This window comes from Trinickia sp. Y13, assembly GCF_029522115.1.
Taxonomy (GTDB): Bacteria; Pseudomonadota; Gammaproteobacteria; order Burkholderiales; family Burkholderiaceae; genus Trinickia.
In genome coordinates, this window is sequence record NZ_JAKWFK010000001.1 from 212,498 (window position 1) to 237,640 (window position 25,143).

Below are 25,143 nucleotides of genomic sequence, written 5' to 3' on the forward strand. Positions count from 1 at the left end.
GCACTTCCCGCTCATTGGATAAACCCTGCGTGACGCAGCGCCTCCTCGGCGGCCTCATGGTCTTGAACCGACGTTCCGCCAGAGACACCGATGCCACCCACCAGACGCCCTTCGTGGAAGATGGGTACGCCGCCCCCAACCGGCGTCAGCCGCGGATGGTGCGCCAGCGGGGCAACGGCGGGCTCGGCCATGTACAGATTCCATTGCTGGGTGGCCATCCCGAACGACGCGGCGGTCCATGCCTTGTCGATGGCCACGTCGACGGTGAGGAACGGGGCTGAATCCGCGCGCTCGAAGGCGCGCAGGTGGCCGCCCGCATCGGTAATCGCGATTGTCGCGGCGAACCCGCGCGCAGCGCACGCACGGCGTGCTTCGGCCAGCAATGCTTGCGCGGCTTCGAGGCTGATCGTGGCCGTGCTGATGATTGGCGATGTCATGTTGATGCTCCGCTTCAGAACGGTTCAGGGGTTGGCAACGACGACCTTGCCGATCATGTTGCCGGCCTCGACCAGCGCATGCGCTTCGATCAGACTTGCGGCGTTCATGCCGTCGATGCGTCGCGTCAGAGTGTGCTTGAGGCGGCCCTGGTCAACGAGCTGCGCCGCGCGACGCAGCAAGGCGTGTTGCCGTGCGAGGGTGTCCGTGGTGAACATGGCGCGGGTGAACATCAGCTCCCAGTGAATCGAGATGGATTTCCCCTTGAACGGACCGATGTCCAGACCCACCGGGTCGTCGATGAGCGCGAATTGGCCCTCTGGACGCAGCACGGCGGCGATCTGAGGCACGTAGGCGGCGCTGTTGTTCAACCCGGCAACGTGGGTGACGTGCTCGATCCCAAGCGCAGCCAACTGGGGCGCCCAAGCCTGATTGTGGTCGAGGACGTGATGCGCGCCATGAGAGAGCACCCACTCGCGGGTTTCAGGCCGCGAGGCCGTGCCGATCACTGTCAGGCCCGTGAGCTCGCGCGCCAGTTGCGTCAGGATCGAGCCGACGCCGCCCGCCGCGCCAATGACGAGCAGCACGTTGTCGTCGGCCGGGTTCGCTGCCTGAACGCGCAGGCGATCGAACAACAGCTCCCACGCAGTGATCGTCGTCAGCGGCAACGACGCGGCCTCTGCGAAGTCGAGCGATGCCGGCATGGGGCCGACGATGCGTTCGTCCACGGCGTGCAGTTCGCTGTTGCTGCCGGGCCGCGTGATGTCACCGGCGTACCAGACACGGTCGCCCGGCTTGAAGTGGGTGGCCAGCGGACCGGTTGCGCGGACGATTCCCGCCGCGTCCCAGCCGGCGATGCGCGCTCCGCCTTCCGGAATGTCACCGCCGCGCCGGATTTTGGTATCGACGGGGTTCACCGACACCGCTTTCACTTCCACGAGCAGATCGTGGTCGCGCAACTGCGGCGTCGGCAACTCGATGTCCTGCAGCGCCTGCGGGTGGCTGATGGGATGGTTCTGATAGAAGGCGATGGCTTTCATACACGTGCGCTCCAAAGGTGTGTGAGAGCATGTTATCTTTCATCGAAATACGGATAAATGCCCGCTAAGACCAAACACTTTCGGCGTTTCGATGAAAATGATCCGACTCGATGACGTTCAGATCTTCGTGCGCACGGTCGACTACGGCAGCTTCTCGGAGGCGGCGCGCCAGCTGAATATCGCGCCCGCGCAGGCGAGTGCGTCGGTGCAGCGGCTCGAAAAGGCGCTCGACACGCGCCTGTTCACCCGTTCGACGCGCAGCATGCAGCTATCGGAGGCTGGAGAGCGTTATCTGCCGCACGCGCGAGTCATGATCGGTGCGCTGGAGCAGGGCGAGCAGGCCCTGGCGAGCGGCCGGGGGGCGTTGTCCGGGCCGTTGCGGCTGTCCGCTCCGTCCGACTTTGGTCGAAACCTGCTGCTGCCCTGGCTGGACGACTTTCAGCACCTGCACCCTGGCTTGTCGCTGCACGTGAAAATGAGCGATCGTGCGGCCGACCTCATCCGCCAGCCGCTGGATGCCGTCGTGCGCTATGGGGCGTTGCCTGATTCGTCTCTTCTGGCCATGAAGCTGGTCGACAACAACCGGCGTGCATTGTGCGCCGCGCCCTCGTACATCGAACGGCATGGCGCACCGTCCAAGATCGAGGACCTGCGGCGGCACAACTGTCTGCGGTACGTCTGGAGTGAGCAGGTCCATGAACGTTGGCGCTTTACGCCGCCGGGCGGTGAGCGCACCGTGGCAGTCACGGGCAATCGCATTAGCGATGACGCCGATGCCGTTCGCCGCTGGGCCGTTGCCGGGGAAGGCATTGTCTACAAGTCGCGGCTGGACCTCATCGGCGATCTGAAGCAAGGCCGATTGGTGGAGTTATTTCCCCCGGAGTATTGCGAGCCTGCGCCGCTGCACTTGGTTTGCGCTCACCGTGCGCAACTGTCGCCTGCGATCAACGCGTTGCATGCCTTCCTTCGCGAGCGCTGCGATGCATTGCTTGCCACCCACCCCTCGGATGGCCCCCGGTCTGCGTAACGAAGTTCTCCGTTTCGTGCTCGTCTCAAAGAGTCGGCGGAAACCTCGGGCGCCAGGTCATTGTCTTCGATTGGATACACGGCCAGGGGAGTTCGGGGATCCTGCTTGCCAGGAACGTGCCCAGTTCTGGCACGCGTCCAAGACAGTAGTTGGCAGAACGGCTTAGGGCGCTTTCGGCAATCGCGCTCGTCAACGTTTCATTATTTGCATTTTTGAGCGCTGCTACACTAGCCGAACCAGCGAGCCTGACGAGCCTGGCTCCGCGTTGCCCGGGATTGACTCCATCGTGTCAACAACGGTCACTTTCTCGACGGACGATGTTCGACAGTGCGAGCGCTTCGATTTTTGGCGCGATGCAATGTGCTCGCACTTCTATGGCATGACGTTCGATCTCGAACGACGAAAGCGGTCCGCTTTCCAAGCCAGTCTCACGGCCAAATCGATCGGCGAAACCGCGCTCGTGGACCTGCGAGCATCCGCCTGCGTCATTCATCGTCTGGACAAGCAAATCGAAGCTGCGCCGGGCAACGCCTTGTTTCTTTACCGTCAGGCAGCGGGCGCCGCGTGGATCGAGGCGGTGGATCGGCGCCATCGATTCGTCGTCGAAACGAGTACGCTCGCCATGGGCGATTCAGATTTGCCGTTCGCCACCGCACCAACCGACGGCCATGAATTCAACTGCACGATATTGAAGATTCCTTTCGCACGCATCGATCCGTGGGCCGATCCGACAGTGCAATATTCCGCACAAGGCGTTCAACCGAGCGCCGGCATCGGTGCATTGCTGACGGCTTATTTCGATGCCTTTTGTCGGGAGATCGACTATCTCGACAGCAAAGCTGCCGACGCGGCGCTGCAAACGCTGGCACAGCTGACCGCCGCCGCGCGCGACACTGCCTCGTCCGTAACCGATCGCGGTCGCGACGCCGTTCTCGCTGCGCGACGGCAAATGGTGCGCGAATTTATCGAATGCAATCTTCATCGAGCGGATCTCACGCCCGCGATGACCGTGCGTGCGCTCGGCATTTCCGTGTTTATCGTGCATTTCGCACCGCGTTCGGTATGGCGCCAACCGAATTGCGGCAATCCATCGAAAACGATGATCGATCGTGAATCGATACCCTTTTTTATGCGTTGCAAATATCAGAAAATTGCCGAACCTGGCTGACGACGACGTGGTCGACTATATTTCCGACATCCGCATATAGGTCACCAAGGATATTTCTGATTTTTGCAAGAACGTCCCCGGGCGTTATAAATTCCGAATATTGATCGGCGACGAGGGGATAACGTTTCAGATAGGTGAGTAACCTCGATCCGCCCCAAATATCGAAATTCATTTTTGGACGCGCTTTCTTTACAAGTTCTCGCGCCTTGTCATATGCGCCCGTCTGCGCCTTTCCTGAGGGGTCAATATTTGTGGCAATTATCCAATTGTCGGGCCACTGACGATCTTCTCCGGGTTCTTCAAATAATGCAATCTCCGCCTTTATCTGTTCGATGAGCCAAGCCTGTGAGTTTTTCGATAAATGAGGACGATGGTACTTACATTGCAAGTACCACGTGCCAGACCATCTTTCCCTTGCACTCGGGTAATTCGCCTCGCCCTCAAAAACCACGTCCCTCCCACCATCCGGTCCCGGACAAAAATTTGTTGCCCCCGGACCCAAGACTTCAATAGCGAGTGCCAGGATCAGATGCTCAAAAGCCGATGGGTCGAGTTTCGTCAAATCGTAGGAGTGGGCCATTTTTGATGTTCATTGGTTGGTCTCCGTGGATTTTATCGCAATGCATTGCATCGCATTGCAACGTAAACCGCGACATCCGCGATCGAGCTCCGGTCAATGAGCGTGTGCAATGTGCGATTCTGCGCCACGTGCGTCTAGTAACGAATGGCGGAAGACGTTTCACGAGCAGACCGCCATGAACCGAACCCCGGGCCGTCCGCTACGGGGCCGTCTTCCGCCCTACTGTAACGCGCAGCGACGGCCATTCGCCACCCACGGTACTTGGCCACATGTGAATGACAGCAATGGCCGATTTGCCGCCGCGAGCTGGTATGGACGCATCTCGCTTGACCTCGAAACTCTCTTTTGCTATGAGACAGAGCGAAGCGGCGAGGGCGGAGGGCGGACGTGCGTCGAGAATCAAAGATAACGAATGGCTGCGTGCCGACGACCCGATCCGATCGGTTAGTCGCTAGCGCGGAACGTCGCCAAAACGCCGCGGGTGTCCCGCCCGTTCCTAGTACCGAGCTTGTTTTACGCCATCCTCATTCGACGTCGGGCAGGTCGGGGCCGAGTTCCGCCTCGATCTGGTCGATCGACGGCAAGCCTGCTTCGAGCGGTTCCGGAACCTGACGGAGAAGCTGGTATTCCGCAACGCCCATCGGATTGGTCATTCCGCGCAGTGCGTATTCTGCGACCAGCCGGTTCTTCTCTCGACATAAGAGCAAGCCGATCGTCGGCTGATCCTCGGGCCCCTTCAGTTCCGCGTCGACCGCGGACAGATAAAAGTTGAGTTGGCCCGCGTATTCAGGACGGAAGGGCGTCGCCTTCAATTCGACCACCACGTAGCTACGCAGCTTCAAGTGATAAAACAGCAGGTCGATGAAAAATTCGTCGCCGCCGACGACGAGCCGATACTGGCGACCAACGAACGCGAAGCCGGCACCCAGCTCGAGCAGAAAACGCGTGATGTGACGTGTGAGCGCGGTTTCGATATGGCGTTCCTGGGCGTCTTCCGTCAGCCCCAGAAAATCGAACACGTACGGATCCTTCAATGCTTCGCGCGCCAGATCGGATTGCGGTGGTGGTAGTCGCGCATCAAAATTGGTGATCGCGGCACCGGCACGCGAATAAGCGCGGGTATCGATCTGCATCGCAAGCACGTTGCGCGACCAGCCGTGCTCGAGCGATTGGGCCGCGTACCAATTGCGTGCGCCCGGCTCCTTGAGCTTGTCCAGCAAGGTCACGATATGAGACCAAGGCAATTGTGCAACGGCCTGTTGCACAATTGCGGGCGTCGGCCATGCTTGGGCCAACGCCCGCATGTACTTGAGATTGCGCGGTGAAAACCCTTGCATGTCGGGAAACGCTGCCTTTAGATCCCGTGCGAGCCGGTCGATGACCTTCGCGCCCCAGCCCTGACGCTGTTGACGGTCCAGGATATCGTGCCCGATCTGCCAGTACAGAGTGACGAGTTCGCGATTCGCGCTCGCCGCTGCGCGTTGGCGTGCGAGTTCAACCCGCTGCTTGAGCTCGGACAGCCAGTGTCGGTAATCGTCGTCGCCCCAAGGGCTTAAAGAATCGGTCATGCAGCCATCCGTGCGAGCAGCGTTAGTCAACAGGTATGGGCATTATCCCGGGCACGAGTGGTCAGGGCAACGGCCGCCATGCTAGACCGGCCCCGCTGCGACGGCTGTGCGCGCGAGGTTGGGAACTGTGGAGGGCTTTGGTCGGCACCTTCAGGTTTGGTAAGAGCATCGCGACGCGCATGGCGCCCAAAACCGGCGCGAGCCTATCCTGCCATCACTTTTGCAATACTATCTTTCGGTCATGCAACTCGGCGATTTCCGCGACGTCGACCCGCTGAGCTGGTGAGGTCATTCACGCGATTCCATTACTCGTGTTCCGAAAGTCCGCGAGCGTATTCGGTCCGCGCCGACCATGGGGTCGACCGAGACGGAGTGATCGACAGCGGCAGTCTGTTCGCTCGGGGCCGGCGGTTCGCGAGGTACTTGTAGCGAATTTGCGGTGGGTAACACTGCATGTCACGTCGATATCCATTCTCAGTTTGGCAGATTACTGCACGGAGGCGGCGAGGTCGTATTCGCCGGTTCGCGAAGTGCGCGCGTCCGGCCTCGGTGGAGCACCCGATCAAGCCTGCCGGCCGAGGTCTCATGTTCGTCGGCGTTACCCTTGGCGAGGGCTCGTTACTTGCCGCATGTCTCCTGGTTCGGTCTGTATGGTCGCGCATCGCAATACGGTAGTTTGCTGGCTCACGAAACTGGCGCTGCAACCTACATCCTTCAAACTTGTTGGCGTGCGTAGACGGTTAAAAATAATTTTCTGTTCCATTGGTTTCTCGCGTATCCCAAGCGGTTCCAACTTCGCAGATAGAGCATCGGTGGAGCTATTGACGGGACGTTTCCCTATTCGCATGATGGTCTCGAACGTGAGGCATAGGAGCGAATCATGCCGGGTGCAAAGAGGTATCCGAGGGAGCAGTGGGATGAATTTTTCTGTGCGCTCGAGGCCTTGCCAGAAAAGCCCCGGAGCGAGCAACGCGTGACCGTCAGCGAGGCAATGAAGGAGATGCGGGCTCAAATCGTCGCAACGCGGGCGAAGGGCTACACGCTCGCAGAGATCAATCATCCAGGTGGCGGCGAGTCGAGGGTTAGATGTCAGCATTGGCGCAGTCAAATATGCGTTGTATCGCCCGGCGGCTGCCGATGCCAATGTTGACGCAACCGGCTCACGGCGCTGGAGCGGAGGACACCAGCCGTCGGATCGCAAGAGACCCTCAAGGCAAGCGGACGACCCGCGCGTCGATACACGGCAACAAAGGGGAGGGGGCGAAAATCAGCCGCGATCGATGCAGCTTCAGGACGCGTTTTCGACTATGACTAACTTTCGCCCTGATACTGAAGACCTGTTGGAGGCTGAACATCGACACGATTCGATCTCCTGCGCGTTCGATGTTAAGTGCGAGCCGTAATCGAAATGACTTCGGCTCCAGCTTTGAGCCGATCAAGATAGTCAGCCCACTCCTGCATCATGACGCGCCGCTCCCGGATGAACTTCGTCCGGTTGTAGGCCGATCCGAGTTTGTCTGGAACTGCGTGCGCGAGCTGATGCTCGATCACCTCAGGCTTGTGTCCGAGCTCCTCATGCAGAATCGTGCGAGCCATTGCCCGAAAGCCGTGACCGGTAATCTCCGTGCGAGTGTCATACCCGAGCCGGCGTAGTGCGGCGTTGATAGTTGCATCGCTCATCGGCCGCAGTCTCGACCGTGCACCCGGAAACACGTATCGCCCTTGCCCCGTGAGCGAATGCAGTTCACGCAAGATCGCAATTGCTTGCGTGGCAAGGGGCACGAGGTGCTCCGTCTTCGTCTTACTGACGAGGTAGCGCCATTCTCCCTTTTCCAGGTTGAACTGCGGCCATTCGGCTTGCCGCAACTCGCCTGGCCGGACGAATAGCATCGGTGCCAGCTTAAGCGCGCAAAGCACGGTAAACGTGCCGGAGAACCCGTCGAGTGCCCGCAGCATCTCGCTCACCTTGACGGGCTCGGTGATGGACGCGAAATGCTTCTCAACCGGCGCGGGGATGGCGCCGATCAGGTCCTTGGCCGGGTCGGACTTGCAAAGTCCTTCTTTAATACCGTACCGGAAAATCCGGCTGATCTCGCTGCGTATCCGATGCGGTAAATCGCGCCCCTCGGCCATCGACGCGTTTCAGTACAGCAAGGATCTCCGGCGCGTCGATCTCGGTGATCGGTCGCTTACCCAGCCATGGAAAGACGTCGCTCTTGAAACGGGCCAACGTCTTGTCGTATTGACCTATCTCCACAACCGTCTTTCGTTCTTCCATTCAGCCCTTGGCGACGACTTCGAACGAGTTGGCGGCAGCGATCCGCGCGGCACGCTTTTCAGCTTTCTTCGCTGTGCTGGGATCAATCCCCGCAGCCAGCCTCTCTCGCACTTGCTCCCGCTTCTTGCGTGCCGCCGCGAGCGAAACGTCCGGATAGACGCCGAGCGCGAGTGTCTTGTCTTTGCCGGCGAACCGATAGTTCATTCGCCAGTACTTCGCGCCGGATTTGTCGAGTTTAAGATACATGCGCCCACCATCCGACAAGCGGTTGCCGGTACCATCCCGGTTATAGCGCGCGTTGCGAACTTGGGCGTCGGTGAGCGGCATGGTGGTATCTCCTATCGGAGAAGGGCGGCAGCGCCCCAGATACCACCAAAAATACCACCCTATACCACCAGCTGTCGAAGGACCAAGTCGGTCCACAAAGGAAGAAAAACCCCGCAAGACCTCGATCTAGCGGGGTTTCTAGGAAACACATCGGCACAAGCCGGAACATACCAGTGGTGCCCGGGACCGGACTCGAACCGGCAAGCCGTGAGGCGGCGGATTTTCGTCACACTGCATCTTTCGATGCCGACGATGCGCGCATCGTCGTTCGTGCGCTGGACTATGCCTTCGCCATCGCGTTCGAACACGAGCAAGCTCGTGCGCCTCGCATTAGGCGCCCCCCGTCTAGTCTCTACACCTTCCGCGAAACGGCCTGGCTGTGCAGGCCATATTTTCGGGCTTGGCTCGGCGTTGCCTCGGCGCAATCGGCTCGCTCGCTATCGTTATCGCAAGCGCCGGCGCGCCAGGGGGTTCGCCGAATTTGAAGGGTTCTGCACCGACCGTTTCCAGCCGGGCACTCAATCGCTTAAGTCCGCTATGTTTACCAATTTCATCACCCGGGCAGGGCGGACGCGATTCTACCACTGGTCGCGGCGCGCGCAGCGACGAATCGCCAGCCCGGCGCAGCCGCCGCACTCGCCGCGTCGGCTCATACGCCGCGGTGCTAGCATAACGTGCGGCACAACCCGCACATGCCCGCCGGCGCACAGCGTCTACGGAAGCACCCGCGTCGACGCATGCGCGCTGCGCGGCCCAACGCACAAGGAGGCGGCCATGGATGGCTTCGTCCGGCATCAAATGGAAGGCATCTCGGTGGATATCCAGGTCGTGCCCGCGGCGCCCAGCGGTTTCGCCGCTCGCTTCAGGATCTCGGGCGAACCGGGCGACGAAGCCGACTGGCCCATCGTCCACGTCGCCAACGGCCCATTCGCCACCGCGCTGCAGGCTGAGGAAGCGGCGAAATCGGCAGCGCTCGAACATATCCTCCAGCACGGCTCGCCGCCCCATTGATCGCTTCGAAGCCCCGTGTTCGGCGCATCGGCGCGCTCGATCGAATCGTGCCGGGGATGTGTTTTTGCACAGGCGTCGCCCAGCCCGGTAAAATGCTCGGCTGATCCATTCACCACTGGCGGCGAAAGCGCAAGGATTTCCCGAACATGACCGATCTTCGTTTTACCTCGCGGTTCGCCGCTTTGGTTTTGGCCGGCGGCCTCGTTGCCGGTTGCAGTACGTCCTCGCCCACGAAAATCGACTACAAGAGCGATTCGAAGTCGAAGCAAGCGTCGTTGGCGGTGCCGCCGAATTTCCTCGACGAAGCGGCCGATCAGCGTTCTCTGCCGCCTCAAGGCGGCGAAGCCTCGCTCTCCGGGCTTCAGCAAGTGCAAAAGGTGGCGCCGCCCGAGAATGCGGTCATGCCGCCCGTCAAGGGCATGCACATTCAACGCGACGGGACCGAGAGCTGGCTCGTGATCGACAACCGCTCGCCGGACGATGTCTGGCCGCGCATCCGTCGCTTCTGGCAAGAGCAGGGCTTTTTGCTGGTCGTCGATCAGCGCGACAAGCACGTGCTCGAAACGGACTGGAACGAAACGCGTCCGCAGATCAACCAAGGGCTCATCCGCAACACGCTGTCCAAAGCAATGGGCAATTCGTACGTTGCAGCCGAGCGCAACAAATTCCGCACGCGTCTCGAGGCCGCGCCGAATGGCGGGACCTACGTCTTCATCAGTCAGAAGGGCATGCGCGAAGCGCTGGACGGCGTCAACAACGACACCACCAAATGGGAAGCGAAGCCCAATGATCCCGCGCTCGAACTCGAATACCTGAAGCGGCTGATGGCGGGGCTCGCGTTGGCCGACGCGCGTGGCGACGCCGCCGGCCCCGTCGCTGCAGACATTGCGCCGCAGCCGGCGAGTGCGGCCGCCGCGACGAAGTCCGGCAAGCCCGACGCGAACGCAGCAGCCATCGCAGCCCGCAACGCCGCGGTTTCCACGCAATCGCAAGCCGCCCAAAACGCATCGACCAATGCGCAATACACGTCGACCGAACTCACCCTCGGCGAACCCTACGATCAGGCGTGGATTCGCGTCGGCGTTGCGCTCGACCGTTCGAACTTCACCGTCGACGACCGCGATCGCGATGCGGGTCTCTACTTCGTCAGGTACGTCGATCCGAAGGACAAGAGCTCCGAGGAACAAGGCTTCTGGAGCCAGGTGTTCCACGGGCGTAAGGAGAAGGTGGCGAAGCAATATCGCGTCAATGTGAAGGCAGTGACCGAAAATCAAACGCGTGTTGCAGTCGTCGACGATAAAAACAACGTGCTCACCACCGGGCCTGCAAAGGAGATCATGTCGCTCCTCGTGGACCAATTGCGCTAAGCCGCGGCAATAGCAGTTTCAAGCTGCGAAGCATCGATGAGAACCCGCCGCCTGGCGGGTTTTTCTTTGCGTGTAACCGCATGCGCCGTGTTCCCCGTAGCCCCGCGTGTCACGTGACGTTACGGCGTAACGTTTGGGCAACTGCGCTGTTTTTCTCGATTGGCTTTCGGATTTTCTTTGCAAATCAATGCGCTGCGCGCGTGATTTGCAATGGCATGCAAACTGCTTTTATCAGTCGGTAGGGCAACAAGCAGGGGGGACGGGGTGGGCGCTTCACTTCCATTATTGGCGATCTGCCGGGGCCGTTTGCGAAGCGTTTCGATGCTGTCGCGACGGCAATAGAAGCAGGCCGAATTCATTCGAAGCACTGCCTCATGCAAGACACGGCTCGCGTCTCGTGCGCGAGCGCCGGTGGCCCCGTCGTCTATCCTCGTAAGGCGACGGTTTTACCCGCGTTCCACGGAACGCGGGTATTTTTTCGTGCGGGAGGCAGGCAGAACCGGACATGACGGCGAGCGCTTAGGCGGCGCCCGACTCGTTAGGACAACGAACGAATACGAGGCAACTCAGTGGCTTGCCTGCGGCACGTCCAGAATCAAGATGATGGTCCAGTCTGCGTCCCCTTCGTGATGGTACTGGCGTTCAACCACGATGAACGGCTGCTGTTTGCCCGTCGGACCGAGGAATAAGACATCCCCTTCCATCGGCAGGCATTCGACAGGCGGCAAAGCGAGATAGGCTTCTTGCGATCCGCGCGGCATCAGCTTTTCGATCTTGCGCGACGCCGCTTCTGTCCATTCGATATCCAACTGGATGTTGCTCATGCTGTCCTCTTCGCATCCTCATGCGCGCGGGTTGTGAAACGATTCGGTGCGCGACTTTAGCACACCCGTCGCGGCTCGCCGCTGAACAAAAAAGAAAGCCGAAGCCGGCAAACCGGCTTCGGCTGGTCATGCGCCCGCGGCTTGCCGCCGCACACGCTGTGCGGTTATTGGCTGGCCCCGCTCGCGGGCGCCGCGCCCGCGGCCTTGTGCTTCCTGCTGTGCTTTTTCGTCATCTTGTGGTGAGGCGTCTTCTTCTTCATCGGCATGGCCTCGTGCGACGGCATCGACTCCTGTTGCTGCTGCAACATTTGAGCGCGTTGCTCCACCTCGGCCGCTTTGGCGGGATCGGTGGTCATCGTCACGCCTTCCGATTGCGCATAGGCGGCGCCGGCCAGCATCGACAAGGAAACCAAGACAGTCAGGGACGCTTTCTTCATTATTGCCTCCGTGCGAAAAGTGGATAAGTGGTGGTCCAGATGCTGCCCGTCCGGCTGGACAGTGCAAATTCTAGCCAGCATAAGCCCAAGTACGAGATTCGTGTGGAGCAAATGCGACGATTCGTTACGTCTCGTTACATGTCGGGATTCGCTCCGTCAAAACCAGCCCAGCGCGCGATAGACGTGGAACTGGGCCGTACCGATCAGTTCATGCATCGCTACGTTGGCGGCCACCAGGTTCGACCAACGCGGCAAAAGCCCGCACTTGGCGATCCGCCCGCCCGCCGGTACCGGCTCGGGCTCGAGTGCGAATCGATGAAAATCCAAGAGTGCGCGCCGCATATGGTATGCCGACGTCACGAGCATCAACGAATCGTAATGTTCGTTGCGCAAAATACGGGCGACGTGTTTGGCGTTCTCATAGGTCGTGCGACTCGTGTTTTCGAGCACGAGGTCTTCTCGCGCGACATTCGCGCGCAACAGATACGGCGCATAGTTGTCGGCCTCGGCAGCCGAATGACCTTGCGGGTTGCCCCCGCTCATAATCACTTCGCATTGCCGTGCTCGTTGCTTGCATTGGGCGTACAAGGAAGCGGCCGTCGCGATGCGTCGTAGCGCGTCGGCTTTCGGCACGAGGTTGCCTTGCCCGTCGTATCGGGTGCCGTCGCCGAGCACGACGATGACGGTGCGATTGCCGAAGCGCGGCGGTCTTGTCGGCGCTTCGTCATGCTGGACCGTTGCGAGCAAGGGGGCCGCCAACCATCCGGCCGAAAGGAGCCAAAACAGCGCGGCGGCCCCGACGGCAATCGCCTTGCGTGCGCGGCGCCATAGCACGAAAACTGCGGAAAAAAGCGCGAATAAAGTGAATATGATCAATTGAGATGGGGTAACGTATCGTTTCGGGGATCGCATCGCGCTCAGTTGGCGATGCATTCAAAAAAGGGACCACGGGCGGCCGCCTATTTCCACCCGCGGCAAATCGCCCGATTATAGGCAGTACCCACGACACGATGGCGCCGGGTACACCCGGATGCCGCTCCGGCTCGGCGGCTCGGCGCACACTGCGCCGGCTGCCGTACGGCAAGCGCCGTCACAACGACGGCGGCACTTTAAGAAAGAGTCGAGATGACCACGTATTCCAACGAAGCGGTGCTCGAAGCGCTCAGGCGAGTGCAATATCGTCAGGTTCCGTGGGCCAAGCGCCCGGGGGTGTTCGAATATCTACGCGGTCTCGGCTTGATGGAGACGGTTCGCCAGCGCACGGTGGCGCCGGGCGCCGGTTTCCATGCTCCCGTCGATATCGCGGTGCTCACCGACAAAGGCCGCGCCGAATTCAATCGCCTCGCGCGCGACGAGCGGATGCTCGCCTGGACTACCTCGCGCCTGAACGAATACTCCCCGAGCGAAGCGCCCGCCGCAGTCGATTTGAGGCAATAGCAACGCCGTTTCGGCGGTAGCTGCAGCGGCCCCATTGCCAAGGCCGTTCAAAAAAAACCCGTATCGCGAGGATACGGGTACCGGATATTTCTGCTGCCACACAGTGCTCATGGCATTTACTCCGACTAGCTGGGTGGCTAGTGGTTCCCTTTATTTACATCGAATGGATTGAATCGCGCGATACGCGCGGATCAGCGGGGAGGGGGGGAATGCGGATGGGTGGCGCTGTCGTTCCAATGCGCGTTGTTTTCGATGTCGCCGCGTAGATTGCCGCGCGGCGCCGACGCGGCTGAGGGTGCATTGGGCGGCGGGGCGCGCCAGCCCGCCGGCATTTCCGGCGCCCGCGGCGGCGCTTGCGGCGGTTGTGCGCGAGCGAGCGTGGCGCAGACGAACACGACGCTGCATACGACCCAACGCGTTGTGAAATTCGCAGCCTTCATTCGATGAGCTCCCGGCACGGCCTGCCGGCGGCATGTGCGCATGGCCACACAATAGGCGCACGAACGAAAGGGCGCTGTAAATATTAGTAAATGGATGTTTCGGAATGGGGGAAGCGCACTGCGCTAGCGCGCTGGTTCGCGAATGAATCGCGAATGAATCGCGCCCAATGGCCGGCTGGGTGCCGGCGGTGCAATGCCGCGGTGACGGCGGCGTCGCCGTTTAGCGAACACGCTCGTGCGGCGAGATACACGTGATTCGCGCGAGCATCGGTCGGATGCTCGCGCCATTGCGAAGCCGGTCAGGGCGACCGGCTCGCAGCAGCTGTTACGCCATCTTGGCCGGCGCGCGCCATGACTCCGGATTGGTCCAGAATGCGCCGCGCAACCGGTCCTGGGTTCGCGGTGCGGGCGGCTTGATCGTGCTGGTGCCGATGCGTCCGCGCAGCGAGATTTGCCGGCCGCAGGCGCCCAGACGTTTGACGATCTCCACCAGCGTGCCGTCCGCTTGCCATTCGTCGAAACGGCGCCGGCATGTCGGCGGCGACGGATAGCGGCCTGGCAGTTTCGACCAGCCTTCGCCCGTCGAAAGCACCCACAGCACGGCATTGACGACGGCGCGCGCCTCGACGCGCGGGCGTCCGCGTCGCTCGCTCCGTGCGGGCTCCGCACCGAACAGCGTTTCGACCAGCGCCCACTCGTTATCTCTTAAATCGTCGAACACCATATGTCCTCACCTCTGCGAAACTGACTCCGGTGCGCTGCCCCGTGCCGCGCACTCTTAAGACACCCGGTTCGAGTGTCGAGCGAGCCGGTTGGCGCCGCGAACGGATCATCGAATCGCGCCGCGCCCCCCGCAGCGCCGAGCAAATGCATGAAGCGTGCCATCTGCGTGGCGTAGGCTTGCCAGCCCCGTCGCACCGGGCTGCGGGGCCGTCAGCTAGGGGCGTATGAGACGCCAAAACGCCTGGGCCGGAAATCAGGGCAATCACCAATCTTGTGCAGCCTTGCGCCCGGCATGTGCGCGTTTGCGCATTTATTGCGGTGCGATAAATCGAGGACGCATCGGCTGGCTCGCGAGCGCGCAATTGCTTTGCGGCGGGCGCATGCCGTTGCGATTACGGCTTTGCAGTCGCAGCAAGCGCTGCGATTCCTTTATCGCGGGAGCGGTTTGCAGGCATGCCCATTATTTGGCGAGGCGCCGTGCTTTGTGTCGCGGGGCGGGTTTCGTTTCGTTGTTTACGGCCTCCGGCTTTTTGCGTAAGATGGCGTTCAGTCACGCGGCGCCTTCTCCGGAAAACCGCTGCTTTGTCCGGCTGGGCTTGGCTCGATAGCTGTTTCGAATCGCCACCCCCCCCGGTCCGTGCTCCCATCAATATGACCGATCAGAATCGGGCGAGCGCGTCTTCAGTTCCATATCGTCTGTTTGATCCGGTTCGTTGACCACAGGGTCTGACCTAGCTGCATGAATACCCAAGAGGCGAAGATCGTCCTCGAGACTGCTTTGATTTGCGCGCAGGAACCGCTCAAGGTCGGAGACTTGCGCAAGCTTTTCGCCGACGGCGTATCGGCGGATACAGTCCGTGCGTTACTTGAGGATCTGAGAACCGAATGGTCGGGGCGGGGCGTCGAGCTCGTCGCACTGGCGACCGGCTGGCGCTTTCAGAGCAAGCCGGCCATGCGCACCTATCTCGACCGGCTGCATCCGGAAAAGCCGCCGAAGTACTCGCGCGCTGTACTGGAAACGCTTGCGATCATTGCTTATCGCCAACCGGTCACGCGCGGCGATATCGAAGAGATTCGAGGCGTCACCGTCAACACGCAAGTGATCAAGCAGCTCGAAGACCGTAGCTGGATCGAAGTGATCGGCCATCGCGATGTGCCGGGGCGGCCCGCGTTGTATGCGACGACGAAGCAGTTCCTCGACGATCTCGGTTTGAAAGCGCTTGACGAGTTGCCGCCGCTCGAGGATCCCTCCGCACAGAACGCGGCCGATCTGCTCGCGCAGCACGCCATCGAATTTCCGGATGACGCAGCGTTGGGCGATGGCGAGGCGCCGATCGACGGCGACGAACAAGAACATGGCGGCGCGAGTGCGTCGTCCGATGCGCTGGCAAACGTTGCCATGCCTGTCGAAGGCGGCACGCTTCATGCCGCGAACGCCAATTGCGACGGAGCGCCTGCCTCCGATCAAATCGCGTCGAACGAGACCGATCTCGAGCTGCAAGAGCATGCGCCGGAGGACGGCGCCATGTCCGCCGCCGATCGGCACTCGATGCAAGCGCTGCACGAGCACTGCGCGCAGCGTGACGAACCCGCCGATGATGCGGACACATTCACCGACGACGAACCCGCGTCGCGAAGAGCCTGACGTAACCGAACGCACGTAGTGCCCGCAATGGGCGCGCGCGATAGACATTTGAGGTTGTTTTGACAAATACCCACGACACCGATTTGTCCGCACCCGGGCATGCCGTACAAGCCGCGGGCCGCGACGAGGCACCGTCTCCCCAGCCGGCGGGCGCATCCGAACCGGGCGCTCCTGTTGCGGACGGTGGCGACCAAGATCGTCCGCGTCGCGGTTTGCGACGCGGTCCGCGCAGCCTGATTGCGCGTCGGCGGGCGGCCGCCAAGACCAAGGGCGATGCCGGCGCGCAAGCGCAGCCGGGGGCGGAAGGCGGCGACGAGGAAGCCGCCGCAGCCGCTTCAGCGCAAGAGGGCGCGCCTGCCGCGCCGCGCGCGCCGCAGAAAGGCGCGCCGAAGACGGGGCGCAAGCCGGCCGCCAATCGCCGCGAGGCGGCGGGCGGCGAGGAGAAGGATAAGGCGAGCAAGCGCGGCGAGCCGCCCGCCGGCGGGCAGGAAGACCTGTTCGCGTACGTGACGTCGCCAGCCTTTGACGCCGACAACGGCGCGACCGACGGCGTGCGCGCGCCCATGCTGCGGCGTGGGCGCCCTGCGCCGCAAAAGCGCGTGCTGGCGCCCGACGACGACGCGCCGAAGTTGCATAAGGTCTTGGCCGAAGCGGGAATGGGTTCGCGTCGCGAGATGGAAGAACTCATCGTGGCCGGGCGCGTGTCGGTCAATGGCGAGCCGGCCCACATCGGCCAGCGCATCATGCCGACCGATCAGGTGCGGATCAACGGCAAACCCGTCAAGCGCCGCGTGCAAACCAAGCCGCCGCGCGTCTTGCTCTATCACAAGCCTACCGGCGAGATCGTCAGTCATGCGGATCCGGAAGGTCGTCCGTCCGTCTTCGACAAGCTGCCGCCGATGAAAACGGCGAAGTGGCTTGCCGTCGGCCGTCTCGACTTCAACACCGAAGGTTTGCTGATGTTGACGACGTCCGGCGATTTGGCGAACCGCTTCATGCATCCGCGGTACAGCGTGGAGCGCGAATACGCGGTTCGCGTCGTGGGCGAGTTGTCCGAAGCCTCGCGGCAAAAGCTGCTGCACGGCGTGGAACTCGAGGACGGCCCCGCCAATTTCCTGCGCATTCGCGACGGCGGCGGCGAGGGCACGAACCATTGGTACCACGTCGCGCTGGCGGAAGGGCGCAATCGCGAAGTGCGGCGCATGTTCGAAGCCGTCGGACTCATGGTGAGCCGGCTCATTCGCACGCGCCACGGCCCGATCTCGCTGCCGCGCGGTCTGCGGCGCGGCCGCTGGGAGGAGCTCGAGGACAGCCAGGTGCGTAGCCTGATGGCGGCTGTCGGTCTGAAAGCGCCGGTCGAAGACAAAAACGCGCGGCGCCAAGGGCAGGAGCGGCGTCAACCCGATCCGATGCAGACCTCGATGGGCTTTATCAGCCGCGAGCCGGTATTGACGGCGCATGGCCGCTTCGATCAGCCGGGGCGCGGCCAAGGGCGGCGTGGCGCCGGTGGCTTCGGCGGAGCCGGCCTGGGCGGTTTCGGCGATAGCGCGGGCGGGGGCTTCGGTAACCGCGGCGGCGCCAACCGTGGCGGCGGGCAAAAGGGCCGGCCGCCGCGCGGCGAGGTGGATGGCAACCGCGCGCCGTCGGGCGGCGGCAACCGCGCCCCCTCAGGCGGCAAGCGCGCTTTCGGCGGCGGCAACGCGGACGGCAATCGCGGGTCGAGCGGCCCGAGCGGCAACCGCGCGGGCGGCGGCAATCGGGCCGGCGGCGGTGGCAACCGCAGCGGCGGTGCGGGCCCGCGGCCTGCTGCGCCGCGTGGCCGTTCGCGGGGTCGTTGACGCGTTGCTCGAGCATGTCGCGCGGGGCTCTGCGCAGCCGGAGCCTCGCGTCGTTGCATGAGCGCATGCGCTCATGCACGCATCGCGGCGCTCGCCGATGCGTTTTCCGATGCGAACCCCGCGTCTTATTCGAAAACGCGCTCATTGCAGCGCCACCGCTGGCCGGGAGCATCGCACGCTGGCCGCTCTCCTTTGCAACGCGCGGCGAAAAATGCTAAACTCACAAAGTCGCTGGGCGTGCGGCTTTCTGTGCGGCTCAGATGCGACCACCGGTAAAGAAGATGATGGGCGTGAAGCCCATTTTTTTTTGGCGGTAACGGTTCGGCATCTCCGCAAGCTATACCTTTTCGCGCGCCGGCATGGCGCGGCGCGCGGCCCGTTGGGTGCTTGCGCGTCCGCGCGAACACCTTAGAGGGCACTGTGCAACTGACGGAACTGATAGAAACCACGGTCTCTGGCATGGGCTATGAGCTCGTGGACCTCGAGCGCACCGGGCGCGGCATGTTGTGCGTCTATATCGACCAAAGCGCCGGTATTGCGATCGAGGATTGCGAAAAAGTCACGCGTCAGCTCCAGCACGTTCTGACGGTTGAGAACATCGACTACGAACGGCTAGAAGTGTCGTCGCCGGGACTGGATCGCCCGCTCAAGAAATTGGCGGATTTCTTGCGCTTCGCGGGCAGCGAGGCGGTCGTGACATTGAAAAAACCGTTGAACGGGCGCAAGACGTACCGGGGCATCCTGCATGCGCCGAACGGGGAAACGGTCGGTTTGGAATTCGAAGGGAAGGAGGGCGCCGCGATGCTCGATTTCACGCTCGCGGACATGGACCGAGCACGCCTTGTCCCGCAGGTTGACTTTAGGAGCCGCAAACAATGAGTCGCGAAGTACTGATGCTGGTCGATGCGCTGGCGCGCGAAAAAAACGTCAATAAAGATGTCGTGTTCGCTGCGCTCGAAGCCGCTCTTGCGTCGGCCACCAAGAAGCTCTTCGAAGAAGACGTGGACATTCGCGTGCATATCGATCGGGAATCGGGCGAGCACGAAACGTATCGCCGCTGGCGCGTCGTGCCGGACGAAGCCGGTTTGCAAGAGCCGGATCAGGAAATCCTGCTGTTCGAAGCGCGCGAGCAACAGCCCGATATCGAGATCGACGAATACATCGAAGAGCCGATCCCGTCGATCGAGTTCGGTCGCATTGGCGCGCAAGCGGCCAAGCAGGTGATTTTGCAAAAGGTGCGCGACGCAGAGCGCGAGCAGATCCTGAACGATTTCCTCGAGCGCGGCGAAAAGATCATGACGGGCGCGGTCAAGCGCCTCGATAAAGGCAACTTCATCGTCGAATCGGGGCGCGTGGAAGCGCTGCTGCGCCGCGACCAACTGATTCCGAAGGAAAATCTGCGCGTGGGCGACCGCGTGCGCGCCTACATCGCCAAGGTCGATCGCACGGCCCGCGGCCCGCAGATCGAGCTCTCGCGCACGGCGCCCGAGTTTCTGATGAAGCTGTTCGAAATGGAAGTGCCCGAGATCGAGCAGGGCCTGCTCGAGATCAAGGCGGCGGCCCGCGACCCGGGCGTGCGCGCGAAAATCGGGGTCGTGGCATACGACAAGCGGATCGACCCGATCGGCACGTGCGTCGGCATCCGCGGCTCGCGTGTGCAGGCGGTGCGCAACGAGCTCGGTGGCGAGAACGTCGACATCGTGCTATGGTCCGAGGATCCCGCCCAGTTCGTGATCGGCGCCCTCGCGCCGGCCGCCGTTCAGTCGATCGTCGTCGATGAAGAGAAGCACTCGATGGACGTCGTCGTGGACGAAAACGAGCTTGCGGTCGCTATCGGCCGCAGCGGCCAAAACGTGCGTCTGGCCAGTGAATTGACCGGCTGGCAAATCAATATCATGACGCCCGACGAGTCGGCGCAGAAGCAGAACCAGGAGCGCGGCGTGTTGCGCGACTTGTTCATGGCGCGGCTCGACGTGGATGAAGAAGTCGCCGACATCCTGATCGACGAAGGCTTCACGAGTCTCGAAGAGATCGCCTACGTGCCGCTCAACGAGATGCTCGAAATCGAAGCGTTCGATGAAGACACCGTCCATGAGTTGCGCAATCGCTCGCGCGACGCATTGCTGACGATGGCGATCGCGAACGAGGAGAAGGTCGAGGGCGTGGCGCTCGATCTGAAGAGCCTCGAAGGAATGGATGCCGACCTGCTCGCGAAGCTGGCCGAGCACCAAATCCAAACGCGCGACGACCTAGCGGAATTGGCCGTCGACGAATTGGTTGAAATGATCGGAATGGAAGAGGATGCCGCTAAGGCGTTGATCATGAAAGCACGTGAACATTGGTTCCAGTGAGTGAATGACCATGGCGCACTGATTAGACAGCGATCTTGCGATCGCATGACCCGATGCTAACCGCAAGGAATGAGTCCTTGCATTAAGAGGAATGAATGGCGAGTAACAACGTAGCCCAATTTGCCGCGGAACTCAAAATGCCAGCCGGAGTGCTGCTCGAGCAGCTTCAGGCGGCGGGTGTCCAGAAAGCGAGTGAGGACGATGCTTTGTCCGAATCGGACAAGGCGCGTCTGCTCGACCACTTGCGTAAGTCGCACGGCTCGGCCGATACCGATAAGCGCAAGATCACGCTGACTCGCCGGCACACGTCGGAGATCAAGCAATCCGACGCGACGGGCAAGGCTCGCACCATTCAGGTCGAAGTTCGCAAGAAACGTGTGTTCGTCAAGCGCGACGAGGCAACCGATGGCGCCACGGAAGCGGCCGCCGAAGCCGCACCGGCCGTCGACGAGAGCGCCGAACTGCAGCGCCGCGAGGAAGAAGCGCGCCGCGAGGCGGAGTTGCTCGAGCAGCAAGCGCAAGAATTGCGCGAGCGCCAGGAGCGGCTCGAGCGCGAGGAAGCGGAGCGCCAGGCGCGTGAACGCGCGGCCGAGGCCGAGCGTCTGCGGGCCGAGCAAGAAGCGGCGACCAAGCATGCCGAAACCGCGGCTCGCGAGGAAGCGGAGCGCACGGCCGTCGAGGACGAGCGAGCGGCTGCCGAGCGCGCCGCTCAGCGCGAAGCGGCCAAGAAGGCCGAAGATGCGGCGCGCGAAGCCGCCGAAAAGGCGCGCGCCGAGCAAGAAGAGATTCGTAAGCGTCGCGAAGCGGCCGAGGCCGAGGCGCGCGCTATCCGCGAGATGATGAACACGCCGCGCAAGGCGCAGGTGAAGGCCCCCGAGCCGGCGCCGGTCGCGAAGCCGGCCGAAGCGGCGAAGGCAGGCGAAGCGAAGGGCACGCTGCACAAGCCCGTGCGCCCGCCCGGCGAAGCGCCGCGCCCAGCCGCCGCGCGCAAGAGCACGCCCGGAACGGCTGCGCCGGCTACGGCCCAGCCTTCCACGGCGCCTGGCGCGGATAAGAAGAAGCAAGCGGGCAAGGGCGGCTGGCAGGATGACGCCGCCAAGCGCCGCGGGATCAAGACGCGCGGCGATTCGAGCGGCGGCGTCGACCGCGGCTGGCGCGGCGGCCCGAAGGGGCGCGGCAAGCATCAGGATGCCGCCACGTCGTTCCAAGCGCCCACCGAGCCGATCGTGCGCGAAGTGCACGTGCCCGAGACGATCACCGTGGCCGACCTCGCCCACAAGATGTCCGTGAAGGCGTCGGAAGTCATCAAGGTGATGATGAAGCTCGGTCAGATGGTCACGATCAACCAGATGCTCGACCAGGAAACGGCGATGATCGTCGTCGAGGAACTCGGTCACCGCGCGGTTGCCGCCAAGCTCGACGATCCCGAAGCGTTGCTCGTCGAAGGCGAGGCGACCGATGCCGAGCAAATGCCGCGTCCTCCGGTTGTCACGGTCATGGGTCACGTCGACCACGGCAAGACCTCGCTGCTCGACTACATTCGCCGCGCGAAGGTTGCGGCCGGCGAAGCGGGCGGTATCACGCAGCATATCGGCGCCTACCACGTCGAGACGCCGCGCGGCGTCATCACGTTCCTCGATACGCCGGGTCACGAGGCCTTCACGGCTATGCGTGCGCGCGGCGCGAAAGCCACGGACATCGTCATTCTCGTGGTGGCCGCGGACGACGGCGTGATGCCGCAAACGAAGGAAGCCATCGCCCACGCGAAAGCGGGCGGCGTGCCCATCGTCGTGGCGATCAACAAGATCGACAAGCCGGACGCGAATCCCGAGCGCGTCAAGCAAGAACTCGTGGCCGAAGGCGTGGTGCCGGAAGAGTACGGCGGCGATTCGCCATTCGTCTCGGTGTCGGCCAAAACGGGCGCGGGGATCGACGATCTGCTCGAGAACGTGCTACTGCAAGCGGAAGTGCTGGAATTGAAGGCGCCCGTGGTCGCGCCGGCGAAGGGTCTCGTCATCGAAGCGAAGCTCGACAAGGGTAAGGGTCCGGTGGCCACGATCCTCGTCCAGTCGGGTACGCTCTCGCGCGGTGATGTCGTGCTTGCTGGCAGCGCGTATGGCCGCGTGCGTGCGATGCTCGACGAAACGGGTAAGGCAACGAAGGAAGCGGGTCCCTCGATTCCGGTCGAGATCCAGGGCTTGTCCGAAGTGCCGGGCGCGGGCGAGGAAGTCATCGTGCTGCCCGACGAGCGCAAAGCGCGCGAAATCGCGTTGTTCCGTCAGGGCAAGTTCCGCGACGTCAAGCTCGCGAAGCAGCAGGCGGCCAAGCTCGAAAGCATGCTCGAGCAAATGGGCGAAGGCGAAGTCCAGTCGCTCCCGCTCATCGTCAAGGCCGACGTGCAGGGTTCGCAGGAAGCGCTGGTTCAGGCGCTGCAAAAGCTCTCGACCGACGAAGTGCGCGTTCAGATCGTGCATGGCGCAGTCGGCGGCATCAGCGAATCGGACGTCAACTTGGCAACGGCGTCGAAGGCCGTCATCATCGGCTTCAACACGCGTGCGGATGCACAGGCGCGTAAACTGGCCGAGACGAACGGCATCGATATCCGCTACTACAACATCATCTATGACGCGGTGGATGAGGTGAAGGCGGCGATGTCGGGCATGCTCGCGCCCGAAAAGCGCGAGATCGTCACGGGCATGGTCGAAGTGCGCCAAGTGTTCAAGGTGCCGAAGATCGGCGCAGTGGCCGGTTGTATGGTCACCGACGGTGTGGTCAAGCGCTCGTCGTCGGTGCGCGTGCTGCGCAACAACGTCGTCATCTTCACGGGCGAGCTCGATTCGCTCAAGCGCTTCAAGGACGATGTGAAGGAAGTGAAGCAAGGCTTCGAGTGCGGTATGTCGATCAAGAACTTCAACGATATCGTCGAAGGCGATCAGTTCGAAGTGTTCGAAGTCACGGAAGTCGCGCGCACGCTCTAATAGGCGAGTGCGCGGCTCGGGGCGGAGCAGGCGGCAAGCCTCTCCGCCCCGTTGTTTTTGTGGCGGCGCATGGGCGCGAGCGTGCATGGCACGTGCGCTCGCGTGCGATACGCCCCGGGCCGCATGCAGCGCGGCCTCACCGCAAGGCGGGTTCATCATGTCGAAAAAACGCAGTTCTCCCAATCGAAACGTCCAGATTGCCGATCAAATTCAGCGGGATCTGTCCGAACTCATCATGCGCGAAGTGAAAGATCCGCGCATTGGGCTCGTCACCATTCAAAGCGTCGAACTCACACCCGACTACGCGCATGCCAAGGTTTATTTCACGACGCTGACGGGCGATGCGCAGGTCACGCAGGTGGCGCTCAATCACGCCGCCGGTCATCTGCATAATTTGCTATTCAAGCGCCTGCACATTCATACCGTGCCGACGCTGCATTTCCATTACGACAAATCGATCGAGAAAGGCGTGGAAATGTCGCGCCTGATCGACGAAGCGAACGCCACGCGCGCGAAAGACGACTGACCGCAAACGGTCGAGCACTCGGTCTCGCCTGGCTTTCTGCTCTTTAAGTGATTCGTCGATGAAACAACCCCAACGTCCTCGTGTGCCGCGTCGCGCGCTCGACGGCGTCTTACTGCTCGATAAAGGTCTCGGCCTCACGAGCAACGACGCCCTGGTCCGGGCCAAGCGCCTGTTCCTCGCGCAAAAGGCCGGGCATACGGGCACGCTCGATCCGCTTGCATCGGGTCTGCTGCCGCTTTGCTTCGGCGAAGCGACCAAGTTCTCGCAGGATTTGCTCGAAGCCGACAAGACCTATGAGGCGACGATGCGCCTCGGTATCCGCACGAGCACCGCAGACGCGGAAGGCGAAGTTCTGAAGACATGCGCCGTGCAAGTCGGCGCGGCCGAGATCGAAGCGGCGCTCGCCGGTTTTCGCGGGCCGATCTTGCAGGTGCCTCCCATGCATTCGGCGCTCAAGCGCGACGGCAAGCCGCTATACGAATATGCGCGCGCGGGCCAAGTCGTCGAGCGAGCTGCCCGAGCGGTAACCATCCATGCGCTGGATCTGCTGCGCGTCGCATTGCCCGACGTCACGTTTCGCGTCACGTGCAGCAAGGGCACGTATGTGCGAACGCTTGCGGAGGATATCGGCGCGGCGTTGGGGTGCGGTGCGCATCTCGTTGCGCTGCGGCGCACGGGCGTGGGGGCGCTCACGCTCGAACATGCCGTGACGCTCGAGACGCTCGAGCAAATGGACGCGGCTGCGCGCGACGCCTGTTTGCGTCCGGTCGATGCATTGTTGTCGACGTTCCCGGCGGTGCGGCTGGGGGCGGACGAGGCGAAGCGCTTTCTTCATGGTCAGCGGCTTCGATTGTCGGAATTGCCGCCGATCTGTGCTGACGACGCGGCGCGCGACGATGCAGTGGGCGACGCTCGGGTTCGGGTCTATCGTGAGGAAGACGGCGCACTGCTTGGCGTTGCGCGCGCGGCGAACGGGGTGCTTGCGCCGGAACGTTTGATCGTCAGCACGCCGACGCCGGTATAGCGTCGTTGATGCCGCTGGCGGCCGGCGATGCGCGTTCGTCCTCTACCGCATCGATGCAAAAAAGAGCGCTCGGCGAATAACCGAGCGCTCTTTTTCTTGGTCCAACGCGGGAGTGAAAC

The 25,143-nt window shown here is 62.4% G+C and carries 20 protein-coding genes and 2 pseudogenes; 12 read left to right on the forward strand and 10 right to left on the reverse strand.

The annotated features are described in order from the left end of the window. Nucleotides 1-11 precede the first annotated feature (11 nt). Together MMB74_RS00915 and MMB74_RS00920 are read right to left on the reverse strand one after the other, a co-directional pair. Nucleotides 12-437, reverse strand: a complete 426-nt coding sequence (locus MMB74_RS00915; protein ID WP_277426712.1) for a heme-binding protein — start codon at nucleotides 435-437, stop codon at nucleotides 12-14. A gap of 24 nt (nucleotides 438-461) precedes the next feature. Then, nucleotides 462-1,475 (reverse strand): zinc-binding alcohol dehydrogenase family protein, encoded by a 1,014-nt coding sequence (locus MMB74_RS00920; RefSeq protein WP_277426713.1) that lies wholly within the window; start codon nucleotides 1,473-1,475, stop codon nucleotides 462-464. 97 nt (nucleotides 1,476-1,572) lie between these two features. Here MMB74_RS00920 and MMB74_RS00925 point away from each other — a divergent pair, with 97 nt between their 5' ends. Together MMB74_RS00925 and MMB74_RS00930 are read left to right on the forward strand one after the other, a co-directional pair. Then, complete coding sequence (locus MMB74_RS00925; RefSeq protein ID WP_277427112.1) at nucleotides 1,573-2,502, forward strand: LysR family transcriptional regulator; 930 nt, start codon at nucleotides 1,573-1,575, stop codon at nucleotides 2,500-2,502. Nucleotides 2,503-2,788: 286 nt separating this feature from the next. Next, nucleotides 2,789-3,670 (forward strand): hypothetical protein, encoded by an 882-nt coding sequence (locus MMB74_RS00930; RefSeq protein WP_277426714.1) that lies wholly within the window; start codon nucleotides 2,789-2,791, stop codon nucleotides 3,668-3,670. On the opposite strand, the gene MMB74_RS00935 is transcribed toward MMB74_RS00930, so the two are convergent. From MMB74_RS00935 to MMB74_RS00945, 3 genes and pseudogenes are all read right to left on the reverse strand, one after another. Beyond that, nucleotides 3,630-4,250, reverse strand: a complete 621-nt coding sequence (locus MMB74_RS00935) for a hypothetical protein (RefSeq protein WP_277426715.1) — start codon at nucleotides 4,248-4,250, stop codon at nucleotides 3,630-3,632. The two genes, MMB74_RS00930 and MMB74_RS00935, sit on opposite strands and share 41 nt — an antisense overlap. Nucleotides 4,251-4,774: 524 nt before the next feature. Then, nucleotides 4,775-5,818, reverse strand: a complete 1,044-nt coding sequence (locus tag MMB74_RS00940) for a PDDEXK nuclease domain-containing protein (protein WP_277426716.1) — start codon at nucleotides 5,816-5,818, stop codon at nucleotides 4,775-4,777. Nucleotides 5,819-7,204: 1,386 nt separating this feature from the next. Next, a pseudogene (locus MMB74_RS00945) lies at nucleotides 7,205-8,423 on the reverse strand (integrase arm-type DNA-binding domain-containing protein). Between the two features lie 774 nt (nucleotides 8,424-9,197). Between MMB74_RS00945 and MMB74_RS00950 the strand changes: the two are divergent. Continuing rightward, nucleotides 9,198-9,434, forward strand: coding sequence for a hypothetical protein (locus MMB74_RS00950; RefSeq protein ID WP_277426717.1), 237 nt, complete (start codon nucleotides 9,198-9,200; stop codon nucleotides 9,432-9,434). Between the two features lie 146 nt (nucleotides 9,435-9,580). Further along, nucleotides 9,581-10,801, forward strand: coding sequence for an outer membrane protein assembly factor BamC (bamC, locus tag MMB74_RS00955; RefSeq protein WP_277426718.1), 1,221 nt, complete (start codon nucleotides 9,581-9,583; stop codon nucleotides 10,799-10,801). 566 nt (nucleotides 10,802-11,367) lie between these two features. On the opposite strand, the gene MMB74_RS00960 is transcribed toward bamC, so the two are convergent. The 3 genes from MMB74_RS00960 to MMB74_RS00970 form a co-directional block, all read right to left on the reverse strand. After that, entirely contained in the window at nucleotides 11,368-11,625 is a 258-nt protein-coding gene (locus MMB74_RS00960; RefSeq protein WP_277426719.1) for a DNA-binding protein, read from the reverse strand. 164 nt (nucleotides 11,626-11,789) lie between these two features. Continuing rightward, nucleotides 11,790-12,062: a hypothetical protein gene (locus MMB74_RS00965; RefSeq protein ID WP_277426720.1), complete on the reverse strand. Its 273-nt coding sequence runs from the start codon at nucleotides 12,060-12,062 to the stop codon at nucleotides 11,790-11,792. Between the two features lie 156 nt (nucleotides 12,063-12,218). Next, on the reverse strand, nucleotides 12,219-12,809 hold the full coding sequence (locus tag MMB74_RS00970) for a YdcF family protein (RefSeq protein WP_346780658.1): 591 nt from the start codon (nucleotides 12,807-12,809) through the stop codon (nucleotides 12,219-12,221). A 378-nt stretch (nucleotides 12,810-13,187) separates the two neighbouring features. Between MMB74_RS00970 and MMB74_RS00975 the strand changes: the two genes are divergently transcribed. Next, entirely contained in the window at nucleotides 13,188-13,499 is a 312-nt protein-coding gene (locus MMB74_RS00975; protein WP_277426722.1) for a hypothetical protein, read from the forward strand. A gap of 191 nt (nucleotides 13,500-13,690) precedes the next feature. Here the strand turns inward: MMB74_RS00975 and MMB74_RS00980 are convergent, their stop codons facing one another. Both MMB74_RS00980 and MMB74_RS00985 read right to left on the reverse strand, forming a co-directional pair. Further along, a complete protein-coding gene (locus tag MMB74_RS00980; RefSeq protein WP_277426723.1) occupies nucleotides 13,691-13,939 on the reverse strand; it encodes a hypothetical protein in 249 nt (82 codons plus the stop codon). Between the two features lie 325 nt (nucleotides 13,940-14,264). Beyond that, nucleotides 14,265-14,663, reverse strand: a complete 399-nt coding sequence (locus tag MMB74_RS00985; RefSeq protein ID WP_277426724.1) for a transposase — start codon at nucleotides 14,661-14,663, stop codon at nucleotides 14,265-14,267. A gap of 738 nt (nucleotides 14,664-15,401) precedes the next feature. Between MMB74_RS00985 and scpB the strand changes: the two are divergent. The 7 genes and pseudogenes from scpB to truB all read left to right on the forward strand — a co-directional run. Next, nucleotides 15,402-15,995, forward strand: a pseudogene (gene scpB, locus MMB74_RS00990) (SMC-Scp complex subunit ScpB); the annotation flags it as partial. A gap of 371 nt (nucleotides 15,996-16,366) precedes the next feature. After that, the gene (rluB, locus tag MMB74_RS00995) at nucleotides 16,367-18,145 is read left to right on the forward strand and encodes a 23S rRNA pseudouridine(2605) synthase RluB (RefSeq protein WP_277426725.1); all 1,779 of its coding nucleotides are present in this window, start codon (nucleotides 16,367-16,369) and stop codon (nucleotides 18,143-18,145) included. A gap of 420 nt (nucleotides 18,146-18,565) precedes the next feature. Then, nucleotides 18,566-19,024 carry a ribosome maturation factor RimP gene (gene rimP, locus MMB74_RS01000; protein ID WP_277426726.1) on the forward strand — a complete coding sequence of 153 codons (459 nt, stop codon included), beginning with the start codon at nucleotides 18,566-18,568 and terminating at the stop codon, nucleotides 19,022-19,024. Beyond that, nucleotides 19,021-20,496 (forward strand): transcription termination factor NusA, encoded by a 1,476-nt coding sequence (gene nusA / locus MMB74_RS01005; RefSeq protein WP_277426727.1) that lies wholly within the window; start codon nucleotides 19,021-19,023, stop codon nucleotides 20,494-20,496. The genes rimP and nusA overlap by 4 nt, the downstream gene beginning before the upstream one ends. 95 nt (nucleotides 20,497-20,591) lie before the next feature. Beyond that, the gene (gene infB / locus MMB74_RS01010) at nucleotides 20,592-23,474 is read left to right on the forward strand and encodes a translation initiation factor IF-2 (protein ID WP_277426728.1); all 2,883 of its coding nucleotides are present in this window, start codon (nucleotides 20,592-20,594) and stop codon (nucleotides 23,472-23,474) included. A gap of 157 nt (nucleotides 23,475-23,631) precedes the next feature. Further along, nucleotides 23,632-24,000: a 30S ribosome-binding factor RbfA gene (gene rbfA, locus MMB74_RS01015; RefSeq protein ID WP_277426729.1), complete on the forward strand. Its 369-nt coding sequence runs from the start codon at nucleotides 23,632-23,634 to the stop codon at nucleotides 23,998-24,000. 58 nt (nucleotides 24,001-24,058) lie between these two features. Then, nucleotides 24,059-25,024, forward strand: a complete 966-nt coding sequence (gene truB / locus MMB74_RS01020) for a tRNA pseudouridine(55) synthase TruB (protein ID WP_277426730.1) — start codon at nucleotides 24,059-24,061, stop codon at nucleotides 25,022-25,024. Nucleotides 25,025-25,143 lie beyond the last annotated feature (119 nt).